Consider the following 23122-nt stretch of genomic DNA (forward strand, 5'->3'; position numbering starts at 1 on the left):
ATGAAGAGCAACGAAGTCCTTTCTTTTAAGAATGATTCTTTTAAGCCAACACCTGAAATTCTTGATCTGTGGAACACGATCCACAACGCCCTGCGCGGTGAATTCGGCGAAGCCGTATTCCGTAGCTGGCTGAAGCCTCTGACATTGCAGGCCTATTACCACGGCACGCTGGAAGTATCGGTTCCCACCCGTTTTATGCGTGACTGGATCCAGTCCCATTATTCCGCCCGCATTCTGGAGATGTGCGCAGGCATTAACGCCGACGTGCGCCGTCTGGAAATTGTTGTTGTGCAATCCGGTGCCCGCCCGGTCGAGGACGAGCAGGCTGTGGCCGCTCCGGCTCCGGCTGCTCCGGTGAAGTCCAACCAGAACGAAGAAGAAGATCCGTTTGGTCTGAGCGCACCGTTCGACCCGCGTTTCACCTTCGACACGTTTGTTGTCGGCAAACCGAATGCGCTGGCCCATGCCGCCGCACGCCGTATTGTTGAAAGCCCGAACGTGCCGTTCAACCCGCTGTTCCTGTATGGTGGCGTTGGTCTGGGTAAAACCCACCTGATGCACGCCATTGGTCAAGCCATGAAAGACAAATGGCCGAACCGTCGCGTTGTGTATCTGTCGGCTGAAAAATTCATGTATCAGTTCGTGCGGGCGATTCGCGCGAAGGATACGATGGCGTTTAAAGAAGCCTTCCGTTCCGTTGATGTTCTGATGATCGATGACATTCAATTCATCAGCGGCAAGGAATCAACGCAGGAAGAATTCTTCCACACGTTCAACGCGCTGGTTGACCAGAACAAACAGATTGTTATCTCTGCCGACAAGGCGCCGAGCGATCTGACCGGTCTGGAAGAGCGCCTGCGTTCCCGTCTGGCATGGGGTCTGGTGGCTGATATTCACCCAAGCACCTATGATTTGCGTCTGGGCATTCTGCAGTCCAAGCGTGAGCAACTGGGCGCGGAGATTCCGGATGCCGTTCTGGAGTTCCTGGCGCTGAAAGTGACCTCGAACATCCGTGAACTGGAAGGTGCCCTGAACCGTATCGTGGCCCATGCCGATGTGACGAAACAAGCCGTGACGCTGGAATCCACGCAGGAAGTTCTGCAGGATCTGCTGCGCGCCCATGATCGCCGCATTACGATTGATGAAATCCAGCGTAAAGTGGCGGAACACTACAATATCCGCCTGCCGGATATGCATTCCGCCCGCCGCGCCCGCAACGTTGCGCGCCCGCGTCAGGTGGCCATGTATCTGGCCAAGCAATTGACCTCGCGCTCCTTGCCGGAAATTGGCCGTAAATTCGGTGGCCGCGACCACACGACCGTGATGCACGCCGTTCGCAAGATCGAAGAGCTGATGGTTGAGGATGCTCAAATCGCGCAGGATGTGGACGTGATTCGTCGCTCGCTCACGGGCTAAAATTTGCTGTTCTGGTTCATTGGCCCGCCCCCCGGCGGCCATTGGACCCGATCCTTGAACGGCCCTGCCTCGGCGGGGCCGTTTTTTTCTTTGGGGTGGGGCCGTTTTTATCCAGAATCACTGTAAAAGCGGTGGATTTCCGGGGGTTTTTGCCCTTTACCCCCCTTGGCGGGGCGGGGGCATCTGCTATAGTCCAAGCAATCTTTCAGGTTTTAAAATTATTACGACGGATGGGTGACCATGAAGCTGACGATTGATCGTGCCGCGCTGTTGCGTTCCTTGAGCCACGTGCAAAGCGCCGTAGAGCGCCGGAACACTATTCCAATTCTGGCCAACGTTCTGCTGCGCGCGGAAGAGGGCACCCTGACCATGACCACCACGGACATGGATCTGGAGATCAACGAATCGGTTGCCGCCACGGTGCAGGCTCCGGGCGCGACGACCGCTCCGGCCCACACGTTGCACGACATTATCCGCAAAATGCCTGATGGCTCTGCCATTGAGCTGGTGGTGGACGGGTCCGGCAACACCATGACGGTGAAGGCGGGTCGCTCCACCTTTAAACTGTCCTGCCTGCCGGTAGGCGACTTCCCGGAACTGGGTGGTAGCGATATGCCAGTGAATTTCGCCATGCCCGCGGCTGAACTGCGCGCCTTGATTGACCGCACGAAATTCGCGATGTCCACGGAAGAAACCCGTTATTACCTGAACGGTATTTATATTCACGCCGGGGCAAACGGGAACCTGAAGGTTCTGCGCGCTGTGGCGACGGACGGTCACCGTCTGGCCCGCTTTGAAATGCCGTTGCCGGATGGCGCGGATACCATGCCGGGCGTGATTATTCCGCGCAAAGCCGTTGGTGAACTGCGCAAATTGTTGGACGAAGCGGCGGATACCATTGAAATCGGCCTGTCGCAAAGCAAGGTGCGTTTCGCGTTCGATCATATCGTGATGACCTCGAAACTGGTTGATGGCACCTTCCCGAACTATGAACAGGTGATTCCGACTGGTAACACCAAAGTGGTCGAAGTGAACCCGAAACTGTTCTCTGGCGCCATTGACCGTGTATCGACCATTTCCGATGGTAAATCCCGCGCGGTGAAAATTGCGCTGAACGGCAAAACCATGACCCTGTCCGCCAACTCCCCGGATTCGGGCAGCGCGACCGAGGATCTGGAAGTGAACGGCAACGACAACATGGAAATCGGCTTCAATGCCCGTTATTTGATGGACATTACCAGCCAGATTTCCGGCGATGGTTGCCGCATGATGCTGGCCGACGCCGCATCCCCGACGATCATTCAGGATACGAGCGACCCGTCGGCGCTGTACGTTCTGATGCCGTTGCGTGTCTAAACGTTAAATACACTGAATTGAAAAAGGCACAGGGAACATTTTCCTGTGCCTTTTTTGTTCACGGTGCGTGCGCATGCGCGACGATATGGTCTATGGTGGGGGTATGAGTTTTATCGAAACCCTGCATCTCAATCATTTCCGTTGTTACGATGACGGCGTGCTGGACGGATTGAAATCCGGTCCGGTGATTTTGTGCGGGCCGAACGGTGCGGGTAAAACCAACGTGCTGGAGGCCGTATCATTTCTGGCCCCCGGTCGCGGTTTGCGAACGGCCAAAATTGTTGAGCTTCAAAAAAATGACAGCACCGAAAAACCATGGGCGATTTCCGCCCGGGTTGAAAGTGCCTATGGCCCCGTGCGCATTGGTACGGGCCGCGATGGTGCGGATGATAAACGCATCGTGCGCATCAACGGCGAAAATGCGAAGGGCGGGCAATCGGCGCTGGCGGAATATCTGTCCATCCTGTGGTTGACGCCGCAGATGGATCGGTTGTTTACCGACGCCGCATCGGGCCGCCGCAAGTTTCTGGATCGTATGGTGTTTGCGTTTGATCCGGGCCATTCCGGACGCATGACGCGGTATGAAAACGCGATGCGGCAACGCTCGAAGTTGCTGCAGGATGGCGTGATCGGAAAAACGCCTGACTCCGCATGGCTGGACGCGTTGGAAATCACCATGGCGGAAACGGGTGTGTCCATCGCCGCCGCGCGGCAGGATTTTGTGCAGCGTTTGCAACAAGCCATCAACCGCGTGCCCGCCGATCTGGCCACGCTGTTTCCGCGTGCGCACCTCACCCTCTCCGGCACGATGGAGGAATTGGTGCGCCGTGTTCCCGCGCTGGAGGTGGAGGAGATGGTGCGGTACCAATTGCGCCAAAGCCGGATGCGCGATGCGCAAACGGGTGGGGCGGCGACGGGCCCGCATAAATCGGATTTGAACGTGACCTATATCGCCAAGGCGATGCCCGCGGACCAATGTTCCACAGGCGAACAAAAAGCATTGCTGATCGGCATTGTTCTGGCCCATGCCCGCATGGTGGCCGCCGAACGTGGCGCACCGCCCGTGTTGTTGATGGATGAAATTGCGGCCCATCTGGATGAAAACCGCCGGGCGGCGTTGTACCGCCAATTGCTGGATCTGCGGGCGCAGGTCTGGATGACGGGGACGGACCTGTCCCTGTTCGACACTGTGGGTGATTCCGCCACCTTTATCGGGGTGGAAAACGGGCGTTTGAGCCCGGTTTTAACCCGCGCGGTGGCGTGATCGGCCCTGACCTTTTGCGGGGTTGTTTTTGGTCCCTTCAAAATTACCTTAATCAATTGAAATAAAATGAAAAAATTACCCCAAAGAAACCCCCGGAAAAGGGGTGAAACGGTGTTGATTCCGGGTGTATTTGGATGGGCTCTATGCTATAACCAGACCACGTCAAAAACCCCGAATTTCTGCGCTTTTTCAGGCGCTTGCGGGGGTGAGAAGGCGCTATTGTCATAACCTTTAAAACGAGCCAATGGACCCGCGACCAATGAGCGAACCGGCCCAAAAGAACATCATGAGCAACGAAGAAGCCTCCCAGAACTATTCCGCAGATTCGATCAAGGTCTTGCGGGGTTTGGATGCTGTGCGCAAACGCCCGGGCATGTATATCGGTGATACCGATGACGGGTCGGGTTTGCACCACATGGTGTACGAAGTTGTCGATAACGGCATCGACGAAGCGTTGGCCGGGCACTCCGATCAATTGATCGTGACGTTGAACGCCGATGGGTCCGCCACCATTCGCGATAATGGCCGGGGTATTCCGGTTGGCATTCACGCGGAAGAAGGCATTTCCGCCGCCGAAGTGATTATGACCCAACTGCACGCGGGCGGTAAGTTCGACCAGAACTCGTACAAAGTATCTGGCGGTCTGCACGGTGTGGGCGTATCCGTTGTGAACGCTCTGTCCGAATGGCTGGAACTGCGCATCTGGCGCGAAGGCAAAGAATGGTTCATGCGTTTTCGCCACGGTGAGGCCGAGGCCCCGCTGAAAGAAGTGGGCGAAATGAAGCCGGGGCAGCGCAACGGAACGGAAGTCACCTTCCTGCCGTCGACCGCGACATTCACCATGACGGAATTTGATTTCACCACGCTGGAAGATCGATTGCGCGAACTGGCATTCCTGAACTCCGGCGTGCGGATTTTCCTGCGTGATAACCGTGCGGCCGAACCGCGCGAAACCGAATTTTTCTTCGAAGGCGGCATTGAAAGCTTCGTTCAATATCTGAACCGCAACAAAACACCGATCGCGAAAAAGCCGGTGTATATGCGCGCCGAAGAAAACAACATTACCGTCGAAGTGTCGATGGAATGGACCGACGCGTACCATGAAACCATGCAATGCTTCACCAACAACATCCCGCAGCGGGATGGTGGTACGCACCTGCAGGGCTTCCGGAACGTCCTGACCCGCGTGTTGTCGAAATATGCGGAAGAAGAAGGTCTGCTGAAAAAAGCCAAGGATCTGAAAATCACTGGCGATGACATGCGCGAAGGGTTGACCTGCGTTTTGTCGGTAAAAGTGCCGGACCCGAAATTCTCGTCCCAGACGAAAGACAAACTGGTTTCATCCGAGGTGCGCCCGGTTGTTGAATCGGTCGTGGGTGAATATCTGAATATCTGGCTGGGTGAAAACCCGACCGAGGCCCGCAAGGTTGTCGGCAAGATGATCGAAGCGGCCACGGCCCGTGAAGCCGCGCGTAAAGCCCGCGATCTGACCCGCCGCAAGGGTGTGATGGATATTTCCACCCTGCCGGGGAAACTGGCCGATTGTCAGGAACGCGATCCGTCGAAATCTGAAATCTTCATCGTCGAAGGTGACTCGGCCGGTGGTTCCGCGAAACAGGCCCGTGCCCGCCGGAACCAGGCGATTATGCCCCTGCGTGGTAAGATCCTGAACGTTGAACGTGCGCGGTTTGATAAAGTTCTGGGGAACCAGGAACTGGGTACGCTGATCACCGCGCTGGGCACGGGGATCAAGGATGAATTCAATATTGAAAAAATCCGCTACCACAAAATCATTATCATGACTGACGCCGACGTCGACGGGTCCCACATTCGTACGCTGTTGTTGACGTTCTTCTATCGCCACATGCCGGAAGTGATCCAGCGCGGGTACATGTACATCGCGCAGCCACCGCTGTTTAAAGTGAAACGCGGCAATTCCAGCGAAGTGTATTTGAAAAACGAAGCAGCGTTGGAAGATTACCTGATCGATGCGGCGATTGACGATGTCGTTTTGGGCGCTGGTCCGTCGGCGCGCAGTGGCAACGATCTGCGTGACCTGATGGTGCGTTCCCGCACGGTGCGCAATGCCATTAACACGTTGGCCCAGCGTATTGGAAATGATGATGTCGTTGAACAGGCCGCGATTGCCGGTGCGTTTGACGAAAAAATCTTTACCGATGCCGCATTGGCCGGAAAAATCTGCGCCAATATGGCGGAGCGTTTGAACGCGATTGCCGGACCGAAAGAAAAAGGCTGGAAAGTCGAATTTACCCCGGTCGGCGGTTATATGGCCACACGCACATTGCGTGGCGTTACCGACCGCATCCGCATTCCGGCGGAACAGATTCGCGGAGCCGAAGGCTATCGTCTGGCCGGTGTTGTTGATTTCCTGCGCGAAAACTTCTCCGGGTCTGCGGACTTTGTGACGAAGGAAGGCAAGGTTATTTGCGCGATCCACGGCCCGATGACATTGCATACCGCGGTTCAGGAATATGGCCGCAAGGGTCTGCAGATCCAGCGCTATAAGGGTCTCGGTGAAATGAACCCGGAACAATTGTGGGAAACCACGTTGGACCCGGAAGTGCGCACCCTGCTGCAGGTCAATATCAAGGACGCGCAGAAGGCGGATGAATTATTCGCAACCCTGATGGGTGACGTGGTCGAACCGCGCCGCGAATTTATTCAGAACAACGCGCTGAAAGTTTCCAATCTGGACGTTTAAAATCAAAACCACGAATGAACACGAATAGACACGAATGGTTGTCGTATTTGTGTTCATTCGTGTTTATTCGTGGTTAAAATCATGACTTCTCTTATTCAAACACTCTCTCAAATCGTCGGCGAAGCTTTTGTGGCTGAGGGGCTGGACGCGGCCATGGGTGCGGTGCGTGTGTCCGATCGCCCTGATCTGGCGCAATTCCAGTGCAATGGCGCGATGATGGCGGCGAAGGCGGCGAAGAAAAATCCGCGGGCTGTGGCCGATGCGGTGTCTGCGCGCCTGTCCGCCAATCCGATTTTTGCCAAAATTGAAATCGCCGGGCCGGGCTTTATCAATCTGGTTTTGAGCGATGATTATCTGTCCGGCTTTGCTGTCGCCTTGATGGGCGATGATCGCTTCGGGGCGGCTCCTTTCGCTGCCGGGCAAACCATGGTGCTGGATTACGGCGGACCGAACGTGGCCAAGGCCATGCATATCGGCCATTTGCGCCCCTGCATTATTGGTGATTCCCTGCGCCGTATGGCGATTTTCGCCGGGTACAAGGCGATTGGTGACGTGCATCTGGGCGATTGGGGCACCCCGATGGGGATGATCCTGTCCGAACTGGAAATCAATCATCCGGAATGGCCGTATTTTGATGCGAATTTCACCGGACCGTACCCGGCGGAACCGCCCGTCACCATGGCGGATCTGGAAGTGATTTATCCGCGTGCCGCCAATGCGTGCAAGGATGATCCCGCCCGCATGGACGCCGCGCGTCAGGCGACCGTGGAATTGCAGGATGGCCGTGCGGGGTACCGCGCGCTGTGGAAGCATTTCGTCGATGTGTCGATTGCGGGCGTGAAGCGCAATTACGATCTGCTCGGCGTGCATTTTGATTTGTGGAAGGGTGAGGCCGATTCTCACCCGTATATCGCGCCGATGGTCGATGATCTGCGCCAGCGCGGGATTGCGATTGAAGATAACGGCGCCGTGATCGTTCCGGTGAAGACGGATGATGACCAGAAAGAAATTCCGCCGCTGATCCTGTATAAACGCGACGGCGCGGTGATGTATGGCACCACCGATCTGGCCACGATTGTGGAGCGGATGAAGGATTTCAAGCCAAGCAAAATCGTTTATGTGGTCGACCAGCGCCAATCATTGCACTTTGAACAGGTGTTCCGCGCCGCACGTATTGGCGGCCTTGTGCGTGATGATGTGGAATTGACCCATGCCGGGTTCGGTACGATGAACGGCCCCGATGGCAAGCCGTTCAAAACCCGCGCCGGTGGCGTGATGCGGTTGGAAGACATGATCGGCATGGCGCGCGATGCCGTGATCGAACAAATGAAATCCGCAAATGTCGCGCAGGATATGGACGACGCGGCCAAGGGCAAGGTGGCGCTGCAGGTGGCCGTAGCCGCGATTAAATTCGCCGATCTGCAAAACCAACGGCAATCGGATTATATCTTCGACCTCAACCGCTTCACCAGTTTCGAGGGCAAAACCGGACCGTATCTGCAATACCAAGCCGTGCGGATCAAATCCCTGCTGAAAAAAACGGCGGATCAAGGGTTCAAACCGGCGGACACCATCACGGTGAATGATGAAGGGCGCGCATTGATCCTGTTGATGGCGGAATGGCCGGAAACGGTGGACATGGCCCTGCGCAATTATACGCCGCATGTGCTGTGTGATTTCGTTTATCGCATGGCGAACGCGTATTCCAGCTTCTACGGCAATTACCACATTTTGTCGGAAAGTGACGAAGGTCTGCGCTCCAGCCGTCTGGCGCTGAGCGCGTTGACGTTCAAGCATATTGAACTGGCGTTGAATATGCTGGGCATTGACGTTCCGGAACGGATGTAAGTCTTAGCGCGCGATCAGCACGTGATAAAAATGGTACGATCCGGCAATGGATTGGTTGGCCGATGGGGCGTTGGCGTCGTCGGCAAAGGCGTTATCGCTGTTTGTTTCGCTGGCGCACGCAGCCTTTAATCCCGGCTCACTCAATTCGGCCTGCCACGTATCATTGAATGACCCCGTGTAATACAGCCCGGCATAGGGACCGTCGACGAAGGTCGGCATGGGGTCGATGCCCAGTTTTTTATTGATGGCCGCGCATACATCGGCGCTGACAAAACCAATCCATAAAATCAAATCCTGGTTCGTGGCGGCATCACTGCCGATTTCCAGCATGCGGGCATCGCCGCCGAACACGGGCAAGCCGTATCCGTCCTTGTCGCTGTGGTCATTGTCCAGCCATTGCGGTGGGATCGTTGTAAACGATATGCCGCCACCGTTTGGCGCGAACACGTCACAATGCCCATCGCTGGGGGCGGTGGCGTTGTCGGAATTGGTGATGGTGGAATTTTCGAAATTCAATTCGCTTTCCGAACAGCTCCGTGACAGCAACCGGTTAATGGCGCGGTCGTGTTTGGACGCATAATCCAAAATTTCCGTCGCGGATAAATCGGCGCGGCGGTTGGCGATGTTGCCACCCCCTTGCTGGGCACCACGGCTGAACGTGAACATCAAGGCGGTGAACAGGACGACGCCGATCAAAACGATAAAGAAGGCGTTGCCCGCCTCTGTCTGGCGGGTGGACATGGTGGCGGGCCGTTTATTCAGCGGCATCGCCATCATCTTTGCCTTTGATCAGGTTTTTGCGCGCCGCTTCACCCGCTTTTTTCAGGATGTCCTGCGTTTCCGCATCCAGTGCACTTTGATTCTGGGCACTTTGATTTGGGGCACTTTGATTCTGTGCGGCTTGTTGCGGGCTTTGCGCACCGGGCAGGGCCGTGCCATCGCCCGCAGCATCGACCAGCTCGTCCCAACTGAGCGGGCGTTCGACCGGAGCTTGTGCGGCAGGGGCTTGAACGGGTTGTTGTTGGGCCGGAGCGGTTGGCGCTTGTTCTGGTGCGGCGGTGCCGCCCGGAGCCTTGGCAAAGAACCCCATCGGGCCAGCGCCACTTTGTGCGGGAGCTTGTGCTTGCGTCTGTGCGGGGCGTTCCTGCACAGCAGGTGTTGCGGGAGCCGCGGAGGTTTCTTCTTCGCCCTTCGATTTTTTCAAAATCTGCTGCATCGGGTTGAAGCCCGGCTGTTGCACGACGGCCTCCGCCGGACGCGTGGCGGTGAGCGGCGGCATGGTGGCCGCTGGTTGATTGGTGATTTGTGCGGTGGCTTCGGCCTGAATACGTTCGGCGGGGCCTACGCTGCTCGATCCGGCGGCGGTCACACTGGCATCGCCATTCATCACGGCGATAGAGGCCACAGCGGCCATCCCGGCGGTCACGCCCGTGCCCAAAACGGGCAGGGCCGCTTCGTACGTGGTGTGCATCGCCGTGATTTCTTTCGGCGTTTTGGTGTTCACGTCGGCCTTCAATGCGGTCCATGTCTTATGAACCATCAAATCGCGCAACTTGGTGATGGATGGCGCATTGGCCAGCAACGCTTCATCCGTCGGCGGCAGGGCCATGAAACGCGTGACGCGCATCGCCTTGGCGTGGCCGGGGTTGGAATAGAAAATCGCTGTGTCGATAACGCCCGTACCAAACGAAATAACGGCCTGGCCTTCTTTAAACGCTTTCAAGCCGTCATAGCTGGCCTTGGAACGGATCTGCAGACCCGCTTGTTTGTTATCGTAGTACGAACCCACGGTGCGATCGCCCGAGAGCTGGAAGCCAGAGGCTTCCATGACCAGTTCGGAGCCGACGGTTTTTTCGAAAAATTCTTTCGTCTGCGTCGGGTCTTCCAATTTGCCGAAGATTTTAATGTTACAGTTCGCGGTGATGGAACGCGCTTCTTCTTTTACGCGTTTTTCCAGCGCGGGCAAATCCTGTGCCGAATAAATCAGGCAGAAGCCCAGCGAACGGGCCTGTGCCGCCATAACGGCCATACCGGCGGCGGTGTAGTAACCAACCTCGTCAAACACCACCATGAAGGGGGTGGATGAGTGTGTGGGTTTGTTTTCAATGACGGTTGCCGATTCCCCTTCAACGGTGGAGCCCAGCGTCGAGCCCATCATGCCCTTCAATGTTGCGGCCACGATTTTACCGAGGTTGGCCGTTTCGTCCGCTGATTTTTCCAACGCAGGAATCAGAACGACCAGAATACGACGGTTCAAAACCACGTCGACCATTTCAACGTCGGCGGCCTGAGAGTCGAAGATGTAACCGTAATCATCGCCCAGTGATTGCAGCGAACGCGTAAACTGCATCGCCAGATAACCGTGCTGTTGGCGTGCGGTTGTGGTGTCGATCATCGGCTGGTCCGGGCCAGCGGGTTTTTCGCGGCCCGTATCATCGAACGCGGCATCGACATAGCCCGGCAGCGTATCCAGATAACCACGAATGGAGGAACGCAGTTTTTCCGGCAAAGCTTGATCGCGCGACAGGCGAATAATGTTGTTCAGGTTCAAATATTCACGGATCGTACTGACCGACAGCGGCATTTCCTGGTGTGCGCGTTTCCATGTCAGCGCGGGCATCAGCGATCCCACCAACGACACCGCACGTTCTTTCCACATGGCGTTATCGCCTTCGGCTTCCGGCATCAAACTGACCAGCATGTTGGTCAGGTAAGATGCGGAACCGGAACTGAACGGGTTCATGGTGTTGGACGGCGCGCGGCTGTCCGAGTTCCCGGTCATGTAGTTCAGAACCAGCAAGTCATCATCGCGGCCAAAACGGCGCACGAGCGAGGACAGGGATGACCACAAATCCGTATCGGCTTTACCGTCGACATAGACGAAGCCCGATCCCCATGACAACGCGTTCGTCACCATAGATTTCAGGCCTTCGGTTTTACCGGAACCTGTGGTGCCCAGATACAGAACGTGGGTCCGGGCATCGCTGTTGGTAAACCACACTTCTTCGTTGGTTTTTTCCATGTTGCCCAGATACAGAATGCCTTCGCCCTTGCCGCTGCGGCCCGGGCCCTTGTTATTCGCATCCGGATATTTCGAACCCATCGGCAATTTGAACGCGATGGCGCGGTCCGATTTTTTCAGCCACCAGTAATACAGAAGCGCGCCAACCATGACCAGATCGCCCGCCGCCGCAAATCCCGGCGAGAAATAAATGCCGCCCGCCGCCATTGTGAAAATGGCGGTCGAGTTGGATGGTTTGCGCATCCATTCCCCAACGCGCACCAGCCAGGGGCGGGTGTCACGCAGGAGGTCGGTATGTTTCTTGCCGTACTTTCGTGTATCGAGGGCCATTTTCGGTCCGGGCTTTCTTCAGTGTGGCGCACAATGCGCCGTTACTTCGTCAGTGTTTGTGTACGCGCTTTAAAGTCTTACTGTCCCATCGCGCGCAGGTAATCATCGGCTGAGATCGGCGCGCCAGATTCTGGCTTTGCGGACATCGCAGTCGATGCCGGTGCGGTTGCGGACAGGCTGGCGGTCGCTTGCGGCGGCACGCCGTGTCTGGATGTCAACGCGACATTGATGCCAATCACCAGCAAGGCGGCAACAATAACGCCAGTCAGGATTTTTCCGGCCTTGCCGTTGTCGGTGTGTTTCGTCTGGTACAAGGCGGGCAGGGTGTTGCTGCGATATTCGCCATTGGTGACGGGGCGCAACTGGCCGCGGGCCTGTTCCATGGCGCGGCTGGCGGCCTGCAGGGCGGCCACGGCGCGGCCACGGTTGTCGAACGGCGCAATGTCATGCACATCGCCGCGCGGCGTTTTCAACACCAGAAGGAAATTATTGTCATCTTGCTTGCGCAGTTCCAGCGCCGATGCGCGGGCGTGACCCAATTCCATTTGCCACACGGTCGGCGTGACGGCATCCAGCAAAGACAGGATCAGTGTTCCATCAACGACACTGGCCGTTGATGAATAATTACCCGTCAGATTTGTGAACAGCGATTTCATGGTGTCATCGTCCTTTGTGTATTAAATCTTGTGTGCGTATCGCGTGGTTTATTTCTTGCCGCTGCCTTTTGGTTTTTTCAGGCCGCGTTTGCCGCCCTTGTAATCCAGTTGCGGCACCGGACGTGCGCGGTCCGACGCCATGTAGTCGCGGATGACCTGTACGGCCCCCTCGACTTTCGGGCGGGGGATCGGGCGTTGTGTCATTTTCTCGGCCTTGTAATGCCCCATGGCGCCCAGCCCTTCCATGTGGAAGGCTTGGCGGCCAAGGTTGTTCAGCGGATACCACAGCGTGCGATCATAGGCGCGCAGCCAGACGAATTGTGCCGGGGCCAAAACGCCGCCTTCTTCACGGGCGGTGGCCATGGCGCGCAACATTGCGGTGGTGTGGAATGCGTGCTGGTTTGCGCGGCTTAAGACCAGACCGGACAGGTCTTTGTTTTTCAAAACCTTGCGCGCATCACTGACCAGCGTGCGGTCCTTTGAAAACTGCAATCCTTTTTCAAGCGACCAGCAGGATGCAATGCGTCCCATCATCGCGTCACCATCGGCGCGTTTGCGCGATGCTTTCAGGCAGAAGGCCGCCAGCAAAACTTGTTTGTACTCGGGCAGCTTCATCCATCCCTGCCAGCGCGGACCCAATTGACGGGCGAAGGCCATGTAGGCGGCACCCTCATCAATTTTTCCATCCGGCATTGGAATGGTGTTATAGGCCAGCCATTCTTCCGGCCCCAAGGCTTCGGCAAAGGCCGGCAATTCAGACGGCACGGGCGATCCCGGCGGGCGCGGCGGCTGTGAGGCCGGATTGAAATTCACGAACGGCGCAACGGCGGGGAAATTTTTCGCCTGCGCGCGGATCAATCCGTTCAAATCCAGTTTGCGGCGGTTGTTGGTGCCGGGGCCATACATCTGGCACCACAACGCAATCGCGGCCAGAATGATGATGAAGATATATTTGAACGGCGCCATCGACATCGTGCCGATATAGCTGATGTATGTCGCGGTCAGTTCCCGTTTTGGGATTGTGGTGATGGCGTCTTTGGCTTCTTTGAAATTGAAATCCTGCCCCTGGAATTTCACGGAGTAATCATCCGGAACAACCAGCGACACAACCGACATCTCCGCCCAGCGAATCCAGCGGAACGCATCCTTGACTGTGTATTCGTTGAAATACCAGAACAGGATAAACAGGAAGAAGAAAACAACCGCCAGAATGGAATAGCCGACGGCGTTTTCGCTGGTCGTATTGGAAGCCTTATCGGACAAAGCACTCTCCGTCAGGTGCGCCGTTTGGATCGGGCGCAAACATGGTGAATTGGTATGCGAACTCGGGGGAGCCAAGGTCCACTTACCGCGCCCTTCGGCACGGATTATGAACGGACCCCAAACCCTTCATAGGATAGCAGAAAAACAGGATTTTCACCAAGTCCCGCGCACCCCAAAACCGTAAAAAAGCGGGGTGGCGCTGGCGATGGCCTGATTGGCTTATGAAAACATATCCCTTGGGTGTAAAACGCAGAGTTTTCTTGTGGTCAACGCCCGTGATGGGTACAGTCCCCATTCCCTTTTAAAGTGATGGAGCCCGGCATTCCCAATGGCTGAAACCGCCTGCGCCGCTGTGACCGAATTCAATCCGAAGCGCGACGCCATCATGGCCGCCGCGGCGCGGTTGTTTCTGGAACGCGGTTATTCCGGAACCAGCATGGAGGCGATTGCCGAGGCCGCCCCGGTGTCAAAGCCGACGCTTTACACCCATTTCCGCGATAAAAACGACCTGTTCGCCGCCGTTGTCATGCAACGCTGCGAAGCGTTTTTAAGCGATGTAGAAGGGTTTTTGGATCATTCCCATGACCCGGATCAGGCCTTGCGCCCGCTGGCGTCCAAATTCGTGGAGATGATCCACGACGAAGAGGCCTTGGCGGTTCACCGCATCGTCATTTTCGAATGGCGCCAATTCCCGGAACTGGGCGAACGGTTCTACAGTTGCGGCCCCCATCGCACGATCACCATGCTGGCCAGCTATCTGCGGGCGCAGAGTGACCGCAAGCTGATGCACGTGCCCAAGCCGGAGGATGCCGCCGCCCTGTTTTTCAGCATGCTGAAGGGCGATTTGCACATGCGGTGCCTGTTGGGCCTGCACGGCCCGCTGACTCCGGCGGCCCGTGACGCCATCGTGGATATGGTCGTTCCGGTCTTTATTCGTGGTTTTTCAAACGTTTAATGTGTTTTTGGCGTCCGCTCAAAGCGGGTGATCCCTGCCTCTGTCTGCAAAATAGGAATTTTTTCTTGATATAGGATTTAATTCCTGATACCCTCCCTCTGTCTTTTGATCCACGAACAGGAATAAAACAAGGGAGGCACGCGGTGATGTTGTGCAGAGTCGGATACGGTGTACGGGGTGAATTTTTTGGCGCGGGGACCGATTCCGGACCTGCGGATGTGTCGCTGAAAGCTGTGTTGCCCTCCACCGTCGCTGACCTTGATGCCACCATGGCGGCCAGCTATGGCGGAACCGGAACGACATGGGCCAACTTGGTGGCGGCCCCGGCGGATGGGTCGGCGCAAACCGCCTATGATTTTTCCCGCGGTGATGGTGCAACGGGCACGACCTATCCAACCTTTACCGGCACGGCGGGCGATGCGGCGGCGTATTTCGCGATGGATGGCGGTGATTATTTCCGTCTGGCCAGCGGGACCAATACAACCTTCCTGCAAAACATGACAAAAACAACGGGCGGGGCGGATTTCTGGCTGGGCTTTGCCCTGCGCGGGGCGGATTGGTCCGGTGTGCAACGCTTGTTCAATGGCGGCCCGGATTCGGCCCCCGCCGGATGGTGCAGCGCCTATGCGAATGGTGGAAGCATCTTTCTGGCGCAACGCGGGACCGCGTCGGCATCGGTGTCATCCGGTGTGACGTTGGCCACCAACACCGATTACCTGATTTTAATATCGCACAGCCACGCCAACAACCGGACTCGGTTCTGGGTCAACACCACCACCGCCGCCGAAGTCACCCACACATTCAGCACGAACACATCCGCCATGCCGTTGATGGCGGCCTACGCCGAAACCGATTCCGGGTTTGCGTTGAAAAACGGGGGCCGGGTCTACGGTCTCTATATCGGGAACGAGGAGCTGGATAACACCAAGGCCGCGGCCCTGATTGCCGCGCTGGAAACCCGGCACGGGCGCAATTACGCCCCATAAGGGCAAAAAATCCACCTTTTGTCCGGGGATTGCGTGATTTTCCCAATTGAAAACCGCATCTCCCCCCGGTATAAAGGCCGGGTTCGCTCTTCAGGGCGCGCCGGCGTAGCACAGCGGTAGTGCAGCGGTTTTGTAAACCGAAGGTCGGGAGTTCAATCCTCTCCGCCGGCACCATTTAAAAAACCCCTCCGATGCGGAGGGGTTTTTTAATGCGTGATTTTCACCGTCGCATTGACCCTATAATTCCGCGGTTGACCTGGTTGACGCCGTTGGCGTTTGAACAAATACTGCTCGATAAATTTGGAGAAATGGAGAATTTTTTGTAGTGCATCTACTTTATCTCCGCTTCAGTGCTGACTGTCTTTGCTTTTATCTTGGAAATTATACATAGGGAAATCTGATATCCCAGAAAACCACATGTTGCAATAATGCCAAGTATCCAAAATATAGGCGCACCGGGCAAAGAAACGCCATAAATTTTAAGATAGCTACTTGTTGTGCTGGCGCCGCTAACAACTTGGCCGATTTCAGCTTCCGTGAGATATCCGCGATCAATAGGTAGGCCATTTAAAGTGATGATAGTTTCTACAACGGGAAGCCCAACAAAGATAACGCCTGTACATATGCCGAGCGCTACAGATACGAAGATTATTATTGGGTTTATTATGAATGATTTCATGGCAATAAAACTACATGAAAGATTGATGTTAGAAAAGCACAATAGTATGACCGAATAATTAGCTATCGCTCTCAGATATGAAGACGGATTCCGGATAGGAGAAAAAATAAACAGCTGTAAACTGTCCGATATCTAAATCAGGAAAATTTGTTAATGAGATTTTTCCGCTATTATATCGACGGTTTGCAATTAATAGTAAACGAACATCGGGGCCAACTTCTTGAGAATAACGGCTGAATTCTTTCGACTTCTTTTCAATAGCGTCAGTAATTTGTTTGATTGGATTTTGATTAACCCACCCGACGCGGTCTCCAACATTGTACCATTCGGCAGCATGTTCCCACGTTTTTCTCACATAAATGCGCAGGCCTTTCCCTAGTTCAATAGCTTTTCTGGGGCCGATAGGTCTGATCTCAAAATGTTCAGCTCTTAATGCTGGTAGCACTAAATCCATGTTTTCCTTACTTAGATTGCCGACGAATTGTACAATCAAAGGAATATTAAGTTCTGCTTCAAATTTTTCACGAAGTTTGGTTATTGTTTTCTGAATATGAGCTTCAGCCTGCTTAACTTTAGAGCCTGACCTGCTCAGTTCTCCAGTAAAAAGTTCGCTCACTTCCAGCCCAAATTTTTGTCCATCTTCATTGATAAGAAAATCTGGATGTTCTCGATCGCTTTCAAAGATCCAATTTTTGCCCATGAGTTTGGCTGCCTCTTCGGCATAGAAACGTTCTATTTTTTTCTTCGCAAGGGTGGTCATTTTGTAAATATAGCGGCCTAATAGGAAGGTGGTAACGTTTACCACCGAAGGTGCAGAGAATGCTTGTTTTAATGTATGGTTTTCACCGCCGCATTGACCCCATGATTCCGCGCATGATTTCGCGGCCGACCTGATTGCCTATTTGGCGGACGACGGATTTGACGAAGGCTTCGGTTGGGGTTTGGCGGGTGGATTTGCGCGAGGCTGATTTCGCGGTTTGGGTTTTCTTTTCTGCCTGTTCGGTTTTTTGCGTGGCGCGTTTTTGCAGCAATTCGGCGGCGGATTCGCGGTTGATGGTGGTGGCGTATTTGGCGTGCAGGGGGCTGTTTGCAATGCGTTGGGCGCGCACCGCGTCATCGGCCACGCCGACGCGGGAGAAGGGCGGGCAGATCAGGGTTTTTTGCACGATGGAGGGTTGGCCGCTTTTTTCCAGTGTGGACACCAACGCTTCGCCCACGCCCAATTCGGTGATGGCATCGGCCACGTTGAAGGCCGGGTTTTCGCGATAGGTTTGGGCGGCCAGTTTAATGTCCTTTTGCTGTTGCGGGGTGAAGGCGCGCAAAGCGTGTTGCACACGGTTGCCCAACTGGCTCAACACCGCTTCGGGAATATCGGCGGGGTTCTGGGTGACGAAATAAATCCCCACGCCCTTGGACCGGATCAATTTGACCACCTGTTCAATTTTATCCAGCAGGGATTTGGGCGCGTCATCGAACAACAAATGCGCTTCGTCAAAGAAGAAGACCAATTTCGGTTTGTCGGTGTCCCCAACCTCCGGCAAATCCTCAAACAATTCGGACAGCAGCCAGAGCAGGAAGGTCGCGTACAGGCGCGGGGTCTGCATCAATTTTTCGGCGTTTAGAATATTGACCATGCCGCGCCCATCCGGCGCAACCGCCATGAAATCGTGCAAGTCGAGCGCAGGTTCACCGAAGAATTTTGCCCCGCCTTGATCGTCCAATTGCAACAATTTGCGTTGAATGGCCCCGATGCTGGCCTTGCTGACATTGCCGTATTGCAGGGAGAGTTCGCTCGCCTTCTCCCCCACAAAGACCAGCAGGCTTTGCAGATCTTGCAGATCGAGCAGCAACAACCCTTCGTCATCGGCCAGACGGAAGGCGATGTTCAGCACACCTTCCTGCGTGTCGTTCAGCTCCAGAATGCGGGCCAGCAACACCGGACCCATTTCCGAGATGGTGGTGCGCAGGGGCAACCCCTTCTCCCCGAAAATATCCCAGAAGGCGACGGGAAAGGCCTCGGGCCGGAATTGCGCGGTGAAGCCGATTTTTTCGGCGCGCGCGGTCACAAAGTCCGGCATGTCCGAGGGTTGGGCCAGGCCGGATAAATCGCCCTTCACGTCCGAGACGAACACGGCCACGCCCGCGCGGGAAAAACTTTCCGCCATGCCCTGCAATGTAACGGTCTTGCCCGTGCCCGTCGCCCCGGCGATCAGGCCGTGGCGGTTGGCGTATTTCAAACGCAAAACCTCCGGCACGGTGGTGTCGCTGGAACGGGACCCGAGGTAGAGGTCGGCGGTGGACAGATCGGTCATGGGGCAAAAACCTTTTTGAAATTGTGCCGTGATTATAGGGGTTTGCGCGTAGCCCCGAAAGGGGTTTTGCCCGGTTGTTTGGTGTGCTTTTCTGCTATAATACAGGGGTACACGAAATTTAAGGATGGCGCAGGCCCATGGACCCCAAAATCGAGGAATTACAAATCGCCATGGCGCATCAGGATCGGCAGATTGCCGATTTGAACGACATGATCACGCGCCAATGGGGCGAAATCGACCGCCTGCGCCGCGATTTGAATATGGCGATGGGGCGGGTCAAGGCGCTGGAATCCGCAAGCCCGGATGGCGAGCGCGAGGGCCTCAGTTCAATTGAACAAGCCGCGCTGGACATTCCGCCGCATTATTGATCAGGACGACGCAAATGAGCAAAGCCTTCACCAAAGAAACCGACGGTGCGGACGAAGAAGACCGCGATGAAATTGATGCCCTTCCCGCTGGCGTCAAAAACTACATGACGCCCGAGGGCTATGAAACGCTGACCAGCGAACTGCGTTTCCTGCTGCGCGATGAACGCCCGCGCATCACCGAAATCGTGTCATGGGCCGCGGGCAATGGCGATCGGTCGGAAAATGGCGATTATCTGTACAACAAAAAACGCTTGCGCGAAATTGACCGCCGCATTCGTTATTTGACCAAGCGCACCGAAGATGCCGAAGTGGTCGACCCGAAAAAACAACAGGGCCTCGACCGCGTGTTCTTCGGCGCCACCGTCACCTACGCGCGTGAGGACGGCACGGAACTGACCGTCAAACTGGTCGGCGTGGACGAAGCGGACATGGCCTGCGGCAAAATCAACTGGCAAAGCCCGGTGGCCCGCGCGTTGATGAAGGGCCAAGTAGGCGACGAAGTCACCGTGCGCACGGATACGGGGTCCGAGGTGATTGAGATTTTGGAGATTGAATACGTACTGACCTAAGCCTTTACGGGCGTGGTTCCATGCCCGGCTTTTTATCCTTCGCCATAGTCATCACAATATCCTGCGCCGTTTTCGTCCAGAACGGGTGAATGGTTTCGATCACGTAGGCCCAGGCTTCATCGGTGAGTTCGATGTGGCGGTCGCGGGTGGTGGGGGATTTCAGCATGTCGATTTCGCGCTGGGCCCAGTGCAATGCACCCTTCATCCCGTCAATGTTGGACGTGCCGGGGCCTTGGGCGGCTGTATCATTCATGCGGTCGCGGATGGCGTCGCGCAGGATTGAAAATTCCTGTGTTGCGGTGGTGGCGATGATTTTACCCCACGGGCTGTCATGGCCGATATTGTCGGCATAACCGCGCGGCGAGGCCAGTGCGTTGAAATGGGCATTTTGCAGGGCGTTATAAAGCAGTTTCAGGCCAAAGCCGAACCCCGCCGCATAGGCCATGCTGTGATTGGGTTGGTCCAGCGTTGCATCATCCATGGCCGTTATGGGGGCGGGTGCCTCGATGGTCTTTTGTGCGGGGGTGGGCGGCGCAAGGACGGCGGGTCCGCCCTGTAACGGTGGCCAGCACGGTGTCATTTTATCGCGGCGCATGCCGAAACGATCCAGATAATGGCGTTGGTTGCGCAACAGCGTCATGAATATTTCGCTCAAGGATCGTTTGCGCGGGGCGTCGTTGCCCCCATCCCCGTTCATGCCGTCGTCATAGGCAATATCAACCGGCTTTTTCGTTTTGGCGATGATGCGTTCGTGGATGCGCATGAACAACGTGTCGGTCAGAAGCGCGTGGTTATAGGCGCAGATCTTGCTGAAATCCACATCCATCAACGGGTTTACGCCGTCGGTGGCATTGGGGGCCAGTGTGGGGGGCGTGAAAACCTGTTTCGTGTCGATGGTGGCGAGCAGGACGACCATATCCTCCGCCGCTGACAACATGCCGGCATTGTAATCGCCATCCACAATTGCGCGGTAAGTGGGAATGGATTTTTGTCCAGTCAGGGCATAGACCGATGAACCGGATTCCAGTGCGGCCAGCGCTTCATTCACCGCGCGCATATGCATTTTGGTCAGGCGGCGGCAAATCTGGATCAGCGGGCTTAACACATCCTGCTTCGCGCCGGGGCCGGTGAAATCAACAACGGCGGTCGATGCGACCTCGCCAATATCAATGTCAAACAAAACGCGGATTTGCAAAAACCCATCGCGGCGGCCGGATTCAAAATCGGTCGGAGGAATCATTGTGAAAGCGTATCCCTGTTATCTTTTTTAAATATTATGCAGGGAAGCCTAGCGCAGGGATGCGGGGGCGTAAACCGTGAATTGTGGTGTTGCGGTGCGAAACGCGCGAGGTTTATACGCGTTTATCAAACGCATCCAGCAATTCATCCATCATGTCGGATGCGGTCTGGATGGTTTTGATGTTGGCCTTGTAGGTGGTTTCGGCCAGGCTCAGATTCACGGCCTCTTCGGCCAGGTCGACATTCGGCGCGCCGATCACGCCTTCGCTGTTGGCGAACGGGGAATCCGGGGCGTAGGACGGAACGAAAGGTGGATTTTTCGGGATGGCCGTGGCGGATGTACCGCCATCCTCGCTCGCTTCCTGCTGAACCGTCTGGGCGGTGTAGGGGGCGGGGCCGTTTCCGCCCTTAACTGCGCCGCCGCTGGTCATATTGGCGATATTGTTCGCGGCCGTGTTCACCCGTGTGGATGCGGCATTTAATCCGGATAACGCGATCTGTATGGCCTTAATCATATTTTCACTGTACCATAATTACATTAACAAAGGCCTGAATTTTCACGTTTGGGCCGTGTCCGCCCGATCCATTCCTATGATCCTTTTGGGGTTATCAACACCATGAAATATATGAATAAAGCCCTGTTTTCCGCCGCGTTCGCCGTGAGCCTTATGATGGCATTGCCGGCGCAGGCCGAACCGAAACCAACCATCTGGGGCTGGTGGCCGTCCCATTGGGAAAACATGGATTTCGAACCCTATCTGGAAAACGGCAAGGACCCGCACAACACCCAGTGGGATCGCAAAATCTGGCAACCCGCCGATTGGGTCGCGCAAAAGGGATCAACGCAGGATTTGCTGAAGGGATTTTATTCCGCTGAAATTCTGAGCGACCAATATGTCGATGAAGATGTTCCGGTGCTGGAAGTTGGCCCGAATTTCTATCATCTGTCCGGTTTCGATAAACGCCGCGTCGCCCGCACGGTGGATGAGGTGTATCAGATTACAGCGTCTAAGCCGGATGGCATGTTTATGCTGTATGATTGGCGGACGAAGAAAGCGGTGGGCATTTACACCGCGCAGGGATTGCAGATCCAGTAACAGAATTTTGTCATCCCCGCCTTGTGCGGGGATCCGGAAAAAATATGAGTGCAAGGCGAAAGCCTTGCGCTTTATTTTATTGAACCAGACCCCCGCACAAGGCGGGGGTGACGATGGATGGGCGTGAAGGGGTTATGGGGTCACATCGGTGGTTTCAATGATGACCTGTGAACTGAGCGTGCGATGCACGGGGCATTTATTCGCAATCTCGATCAGTTTTTCACGATCGCCGCGTGTCAAAGCCGGGCCGTGCAGAACGATTTCGCGGGTAAAACGATCGCGCTTTTCGCCGTCCACTTCAACTTTTTCATGCGTCAATTCAACATCAACACCGGTCAGGGGCAGGCCCTTCATATCCGCATACATGCGCAACGTCATGGATGTGCATGCGCCCAGTCCCGCCATCAAAAACCCATACGGATCGGGGCCGCGATCATTCCCGCCCGCATTGCGGTCTTCATCGGCGACCAAGCGGTGCGGGCCGCATTCAATCGCTTGAACGTAGCGGCCTTCGCCGGTGGAATGGACGGTAACGGGGCGTGTGCTCATGATGCTTAGTACATCGCTTTGCGGATGGCGTCGGTCAGTTTCACGAAATCGTCGAACGATCCCTGAATCTGGTTGCCGGATTTGCCGTAGATTTGATCATTCACGCGCACCTGATAAATCGATGCGGTGTGGTTGGTGTTCATGAAACCGAAATTTTCTTCGAAAATACATTCATATGTCGCTTCCTGTTCCAGATACCCGTCCATGGTCACGGCGGTGATGGCGACGTGGCGTGTGTTCGGGCCTTCCGGTGAGGCGGAGAATGTCGATTTGCGCACCTCGCCCAGCGTTGTTCCTTCCGGCAACAGTGAGGCCACGCCCGCCGCGCATCCCTTGGCCAGCGTCGCATCGGCCTGGTCCCGGTTGACGCAGCCCGTCAGGGTCAGGGCGCAGGCGGTCAAAAACATAAAGCGAAGAGCTGTTTTCATAATTTAATCCTGATTTTGAAATGAAAAAACGAATCGGTCTGCGTTAAGTTTAGCGCGGACAGG

21 protein-coding genes and 1 tRNA gene are annotated in these 23122 nt (G+C 55.7%); 11 read left to right on the forward strand and 11 right to left on the reverse strand.

What is annotated here, in order from left to right; genetic code table 11:
• The 5 genes from dnaA (at position 1) to argS (ending at position 8606) form a co-directional block, all read left to right on the forward strand.
• Positions 1-1416: a chromosomal replication initiator protein DnaA gene (gene dnaA, locus ACSC94_RS00005; RefSeq protein WP_435641030.1), complete on the forward strand. Its 1416-nt coding sequence runs from the start codon at positions 1-3 to the stop codon at positions 1414-1416.
• Between the two features lie 240 nt (positions 1417-1656).
• A complete protein-coding gene (gene dnaN / locus ACSC94_RS00010; RefSeq protein ID WP_435641031.1) occupies positions 1657-2772 on the forward strand; it encodes a DNA polymerase III subunit beta in 1116 nt (371 codons plus the stop codon).
• Between the two features lie 73 nt (positions 2773-2845).
• Positions 2846-4036, forward strand: a complete 1191-nt coding sequence (recF, locus tag ACSC94_RS00015; protein ID WP_435641032.1) for a DNA replication/repair protein RecF — start codon at positions 2846-2848, stop codon at positions 4034-4036.
• Positions 4037-4295: 259 nt separating this feature from the next.
• Positions 4296-6758 (forward strand): DNA topoisomerase (ATP-hydrolyzing) subunit B, encoded by a 2463-nt coding sequence (gene gyrB, locus ACSC94_RS00020; RefSeq protein ID WP_435641033.1) that lies wholly within the window; start codon positions 4296-4298, stop codon positions 6756-6758.
• A gap of 81 nt (positions 6759-6839) precedes the next feature.
• Positions 6840-8606 carry an arginine--tRNA ligase gene (gene argS, locus ACSC94_RS00025; protein WP_435641034.1) on the forward strand — a complete coding sequence of 589 codons (1767 nt, stop codon included), beginning with the start codon at positions 6840-6842 and terminating at the stop codon, positions 8604-8606.
• A gap of 3 nt (positions 8607-8609) precedes the next feature.
• Here argS and ACSC94_RS00030 read toward each other — a convergent pair whose 3' ends face one another.
• From ACSC94_RS00030 to ACSC94_RS00045, 4 genes are all read right to left on the reverse strand, one after another.
• The gene (locus tag ACSC94_RS00030) at positions 8610-9374 is read right to left on the reverse strand and encodes a hypothetical protein (protein ID WP_435641035.1); all 765 of its coding nucleotides are present in this window, start codon (positions 9372-9374) and stop codon (positions 8610-8612) included.
• Positions 9361-11958 (reverse strand): TraM recognition domain-containing protein, encoded by a 2598-nt coding sequence (locus ACSC94_RS00035; protein ID WP_435641036.1) that lies wholly within the window; start codon positions 11956-11958, stop codon positions 9361-9363. Before ACSC94_RS00035 ends, ACSC94_RS00030 begins: the two co-directional genes overlap by 14 nt.
• 77 nt (positions 11959-12035) lie before the next feature.
• Positions 12036-12614 carry a hypothetical protein gene (locus ACSC94_RS00040; protein WP_435641037.1) on the reverse strand — a complete coding sequence of 193 codons (579 nt, stop codon included), beginning with the start codon at positions 12612-12614 and terminating at the stop codon, positions 12036-12038.
• Positions 12615-12662: 48 nt separating this feature from the next.
• Positions 12663-13877 (reverse strand): secretion/conjugation apparatus DotM-related subunit, encoded by a 1215-nt coding sequence (locus ACSC94_RS00045; protein WP_435641038.1) that lies wholly within the window; start codon positions 13875-13877, stop codon positions 12663-12665.
• Between the two features lie 328 nt (positions 13878-14205).
• Here ACSC94_RS00045 and ACSC94_RS00050 point away from each other — a divergent pair, with 328 nt between their 5' ends.
• The 3 genes from ACSC94_RS00050 to ACSC94_RS00060 all read left to right on the forward strand — a co-directional run bounded on the left by ACSC94_RS00050 (position 14206) and on the right by ACSC94_RS00060 (position 15992).
• Positions 14206-14832: a TetR/AcrR family transcriptional regulator gene (locus tag ACSC94_RS00050; RefSeq protein WP_435641039.1), complete on the forward strand. Its 627-nt coding sequence runs from the start codon at positions 14206-14208 to the stop codon at positions 14830-14832.
• A 146-nt stretch (positions 14833-14978) separates the two neighbouring features.
• Positions 14979-15818, forward strand: a complete 840-nt coding sequence (locus ACSC94_RS00055; protein WP_435641040.1) for a hypothetical protein — start codon at positions 14979-14981, stop codon at positions 15816-15818.
• A 99-nt stretch (positions 15819-15917) separates the two neighbouring features.
• Positions 15918-15992 (forward strand) — tRNA-Thr (locus ACSC94_RS00060).
• Positions 15993-16149: 157 nt separating this feature from the next.
• Here ACSC94_RS00060 and ACSC94_RS00065 read toward each other — a convergent pair.
• From ACSC94_RS00065 to ACSC94_RS00075, 3 genes are all read right to left on the reverse strand, one after another.
• Positions 16150-16497 carry a hypothetical protein gene (locus ACSC94_RS00065; protein ID WP_435641041.1) on the reverse strand — a complete coding sequence of 116 codons (348 nt, stop codon included), beginning with the start codon at positions 16495-16497 and terminating at the stop codon, positions 16150-16152.
• A gap of 58 nt (positions 16498-16555) precedes the next feature.
• Complete coding sequence (locus tag ACSC94_RS00070; RefSeq protein ID WP_435641042.1) at positions 16556-17257, reverse strand: hypothetical protein; 702 nt, start codon at positions 17255-17257, stop codon at positions 16556-16558.
• Between the two features lie 82 nt (positions 17258-17339).
• Positions 17340-18809: a helicase HerA-like domain-containing protein gene (locus ACSC94_RS00075; RefSeq protein WP_435641043.1), complete on the reverse strand. Its 1470-nt coding sequence runs from the start codon at positions 18807-18809 to the stop codon at positions 17340-17342.
• A gap of 137 nt (positions 18810-18946) precedes the next feature.
• Between ACSC94_RS00075 and ACSC94_RS00080 the strand changes: the two genes are divergently transcribed.
• Together ACSC94_RS00080 and greB are read left to right on the forward strand one after the other, a co-directional pair.
• A complete protein-coding gene (locus ACSC94_RS00080) occupies positions 18947-19177 on the forward strand; it encodes a SlyX family protein (RefSeq protein ID WP_435641044.1) in 231 nt (76 codons plus the stop codon).
• Positions 19178-19191: 14 nt separating this feature from the next.
• On the forward strand, positions 19192-19746 hold the full coding sequence (gene greB, locus ACSC94_RS00085; protein WP_435641045.1) for a transcription elongation factor GreB: 555 nt from the start codon (positions 19192-19194) through the stop codon (positions 19744-19746).
• 4 nt (positions 19747-19750) lie between these two features.
• Here the strand turns inward: greB and ACSC94_RS00090 are convergent, their stop codons facing one another.
• Together ACSC94_RS00090 and ACSC94_RS00095 are read right to left on the reverse strand one after the other, a co-directional pair.
• Positions 19751-20986: a hypothetical protein gene (locus ACSC94_RS00090; protein WP_435641046.1), complete on the reverse strand. Its 1236-nt coding sequence runs from the start codon at positions 20984-20986 to the stop codon at positions 19751-19753.
• Between the two features lie 112 nt (positions 20987-21098).
• Positions 21099-21500: a flagellar basal body rod protein FlgC gene (locus tag ACSC94_RS00095; protein WP_435641047.1), complete on the reverse strand. Its 402-nt coding sequence runs from the start codon at positions 21498-21500 to the stop codon at positions 21099-21101.
• Between the two features lie 102 nt (positions 21501-21602).
• Between ACSC94_RS00095 and ACSC94_RS00100 the strand changes: the two genes are divergently transcribed.
• Positions 21603-22082, forward strand: coding sequence for a hypothetical protein (locus tag ACSC94_RS00100; RefSeq protein WP_435641048.1), 480 nt, complete (start codon positions 21603-21605; stop codon positions 22080-22082).
• Between the two features lie 132 nt (positions 22083-22214).
• Here the strand turns inward: ACSC94_RS00100 and ACSC94_RS00105 are convergent, their stop codons facing one another.
• Both ACSC94_RS00105 and ACSC94_RS00110 read right to left on the reverse strand, forming a co-directional pair.
• A complete protein-coding gene (locus ACSC94_RS00105; RefSeq protein WP_435641049.1) occupies positions 22215-22631 on the reverse strand; it encodes an OsmC family protein in 417 nt (138 codons plus the stop codon).
• A 5-nt stretch (positions 22632-22636) separates the two neighbouring features.
• Positions 22637-23059, reverse strand: coding sequence for a hypothetical protein (locus ACSC94_RS00110; RefSeq protein ID WP_435641050.1), 423 nt, complete (start codon positions 23057-23059; stop codon positions 22637-22639).
• Positions 23060-23122 lie beyond the last annotated feature (63 nt).

The sequence above is a fragment of the Micavibrio aeruginosavorus genome (assembly GCF_051245535.1).
Lineage (GTDB): Bacteria > Pseudomonadota > Alphaproteobacteria > Micavibrionales > Micavibrionaceae > Micavibrio > Micavibrio aeruginosavorus_D.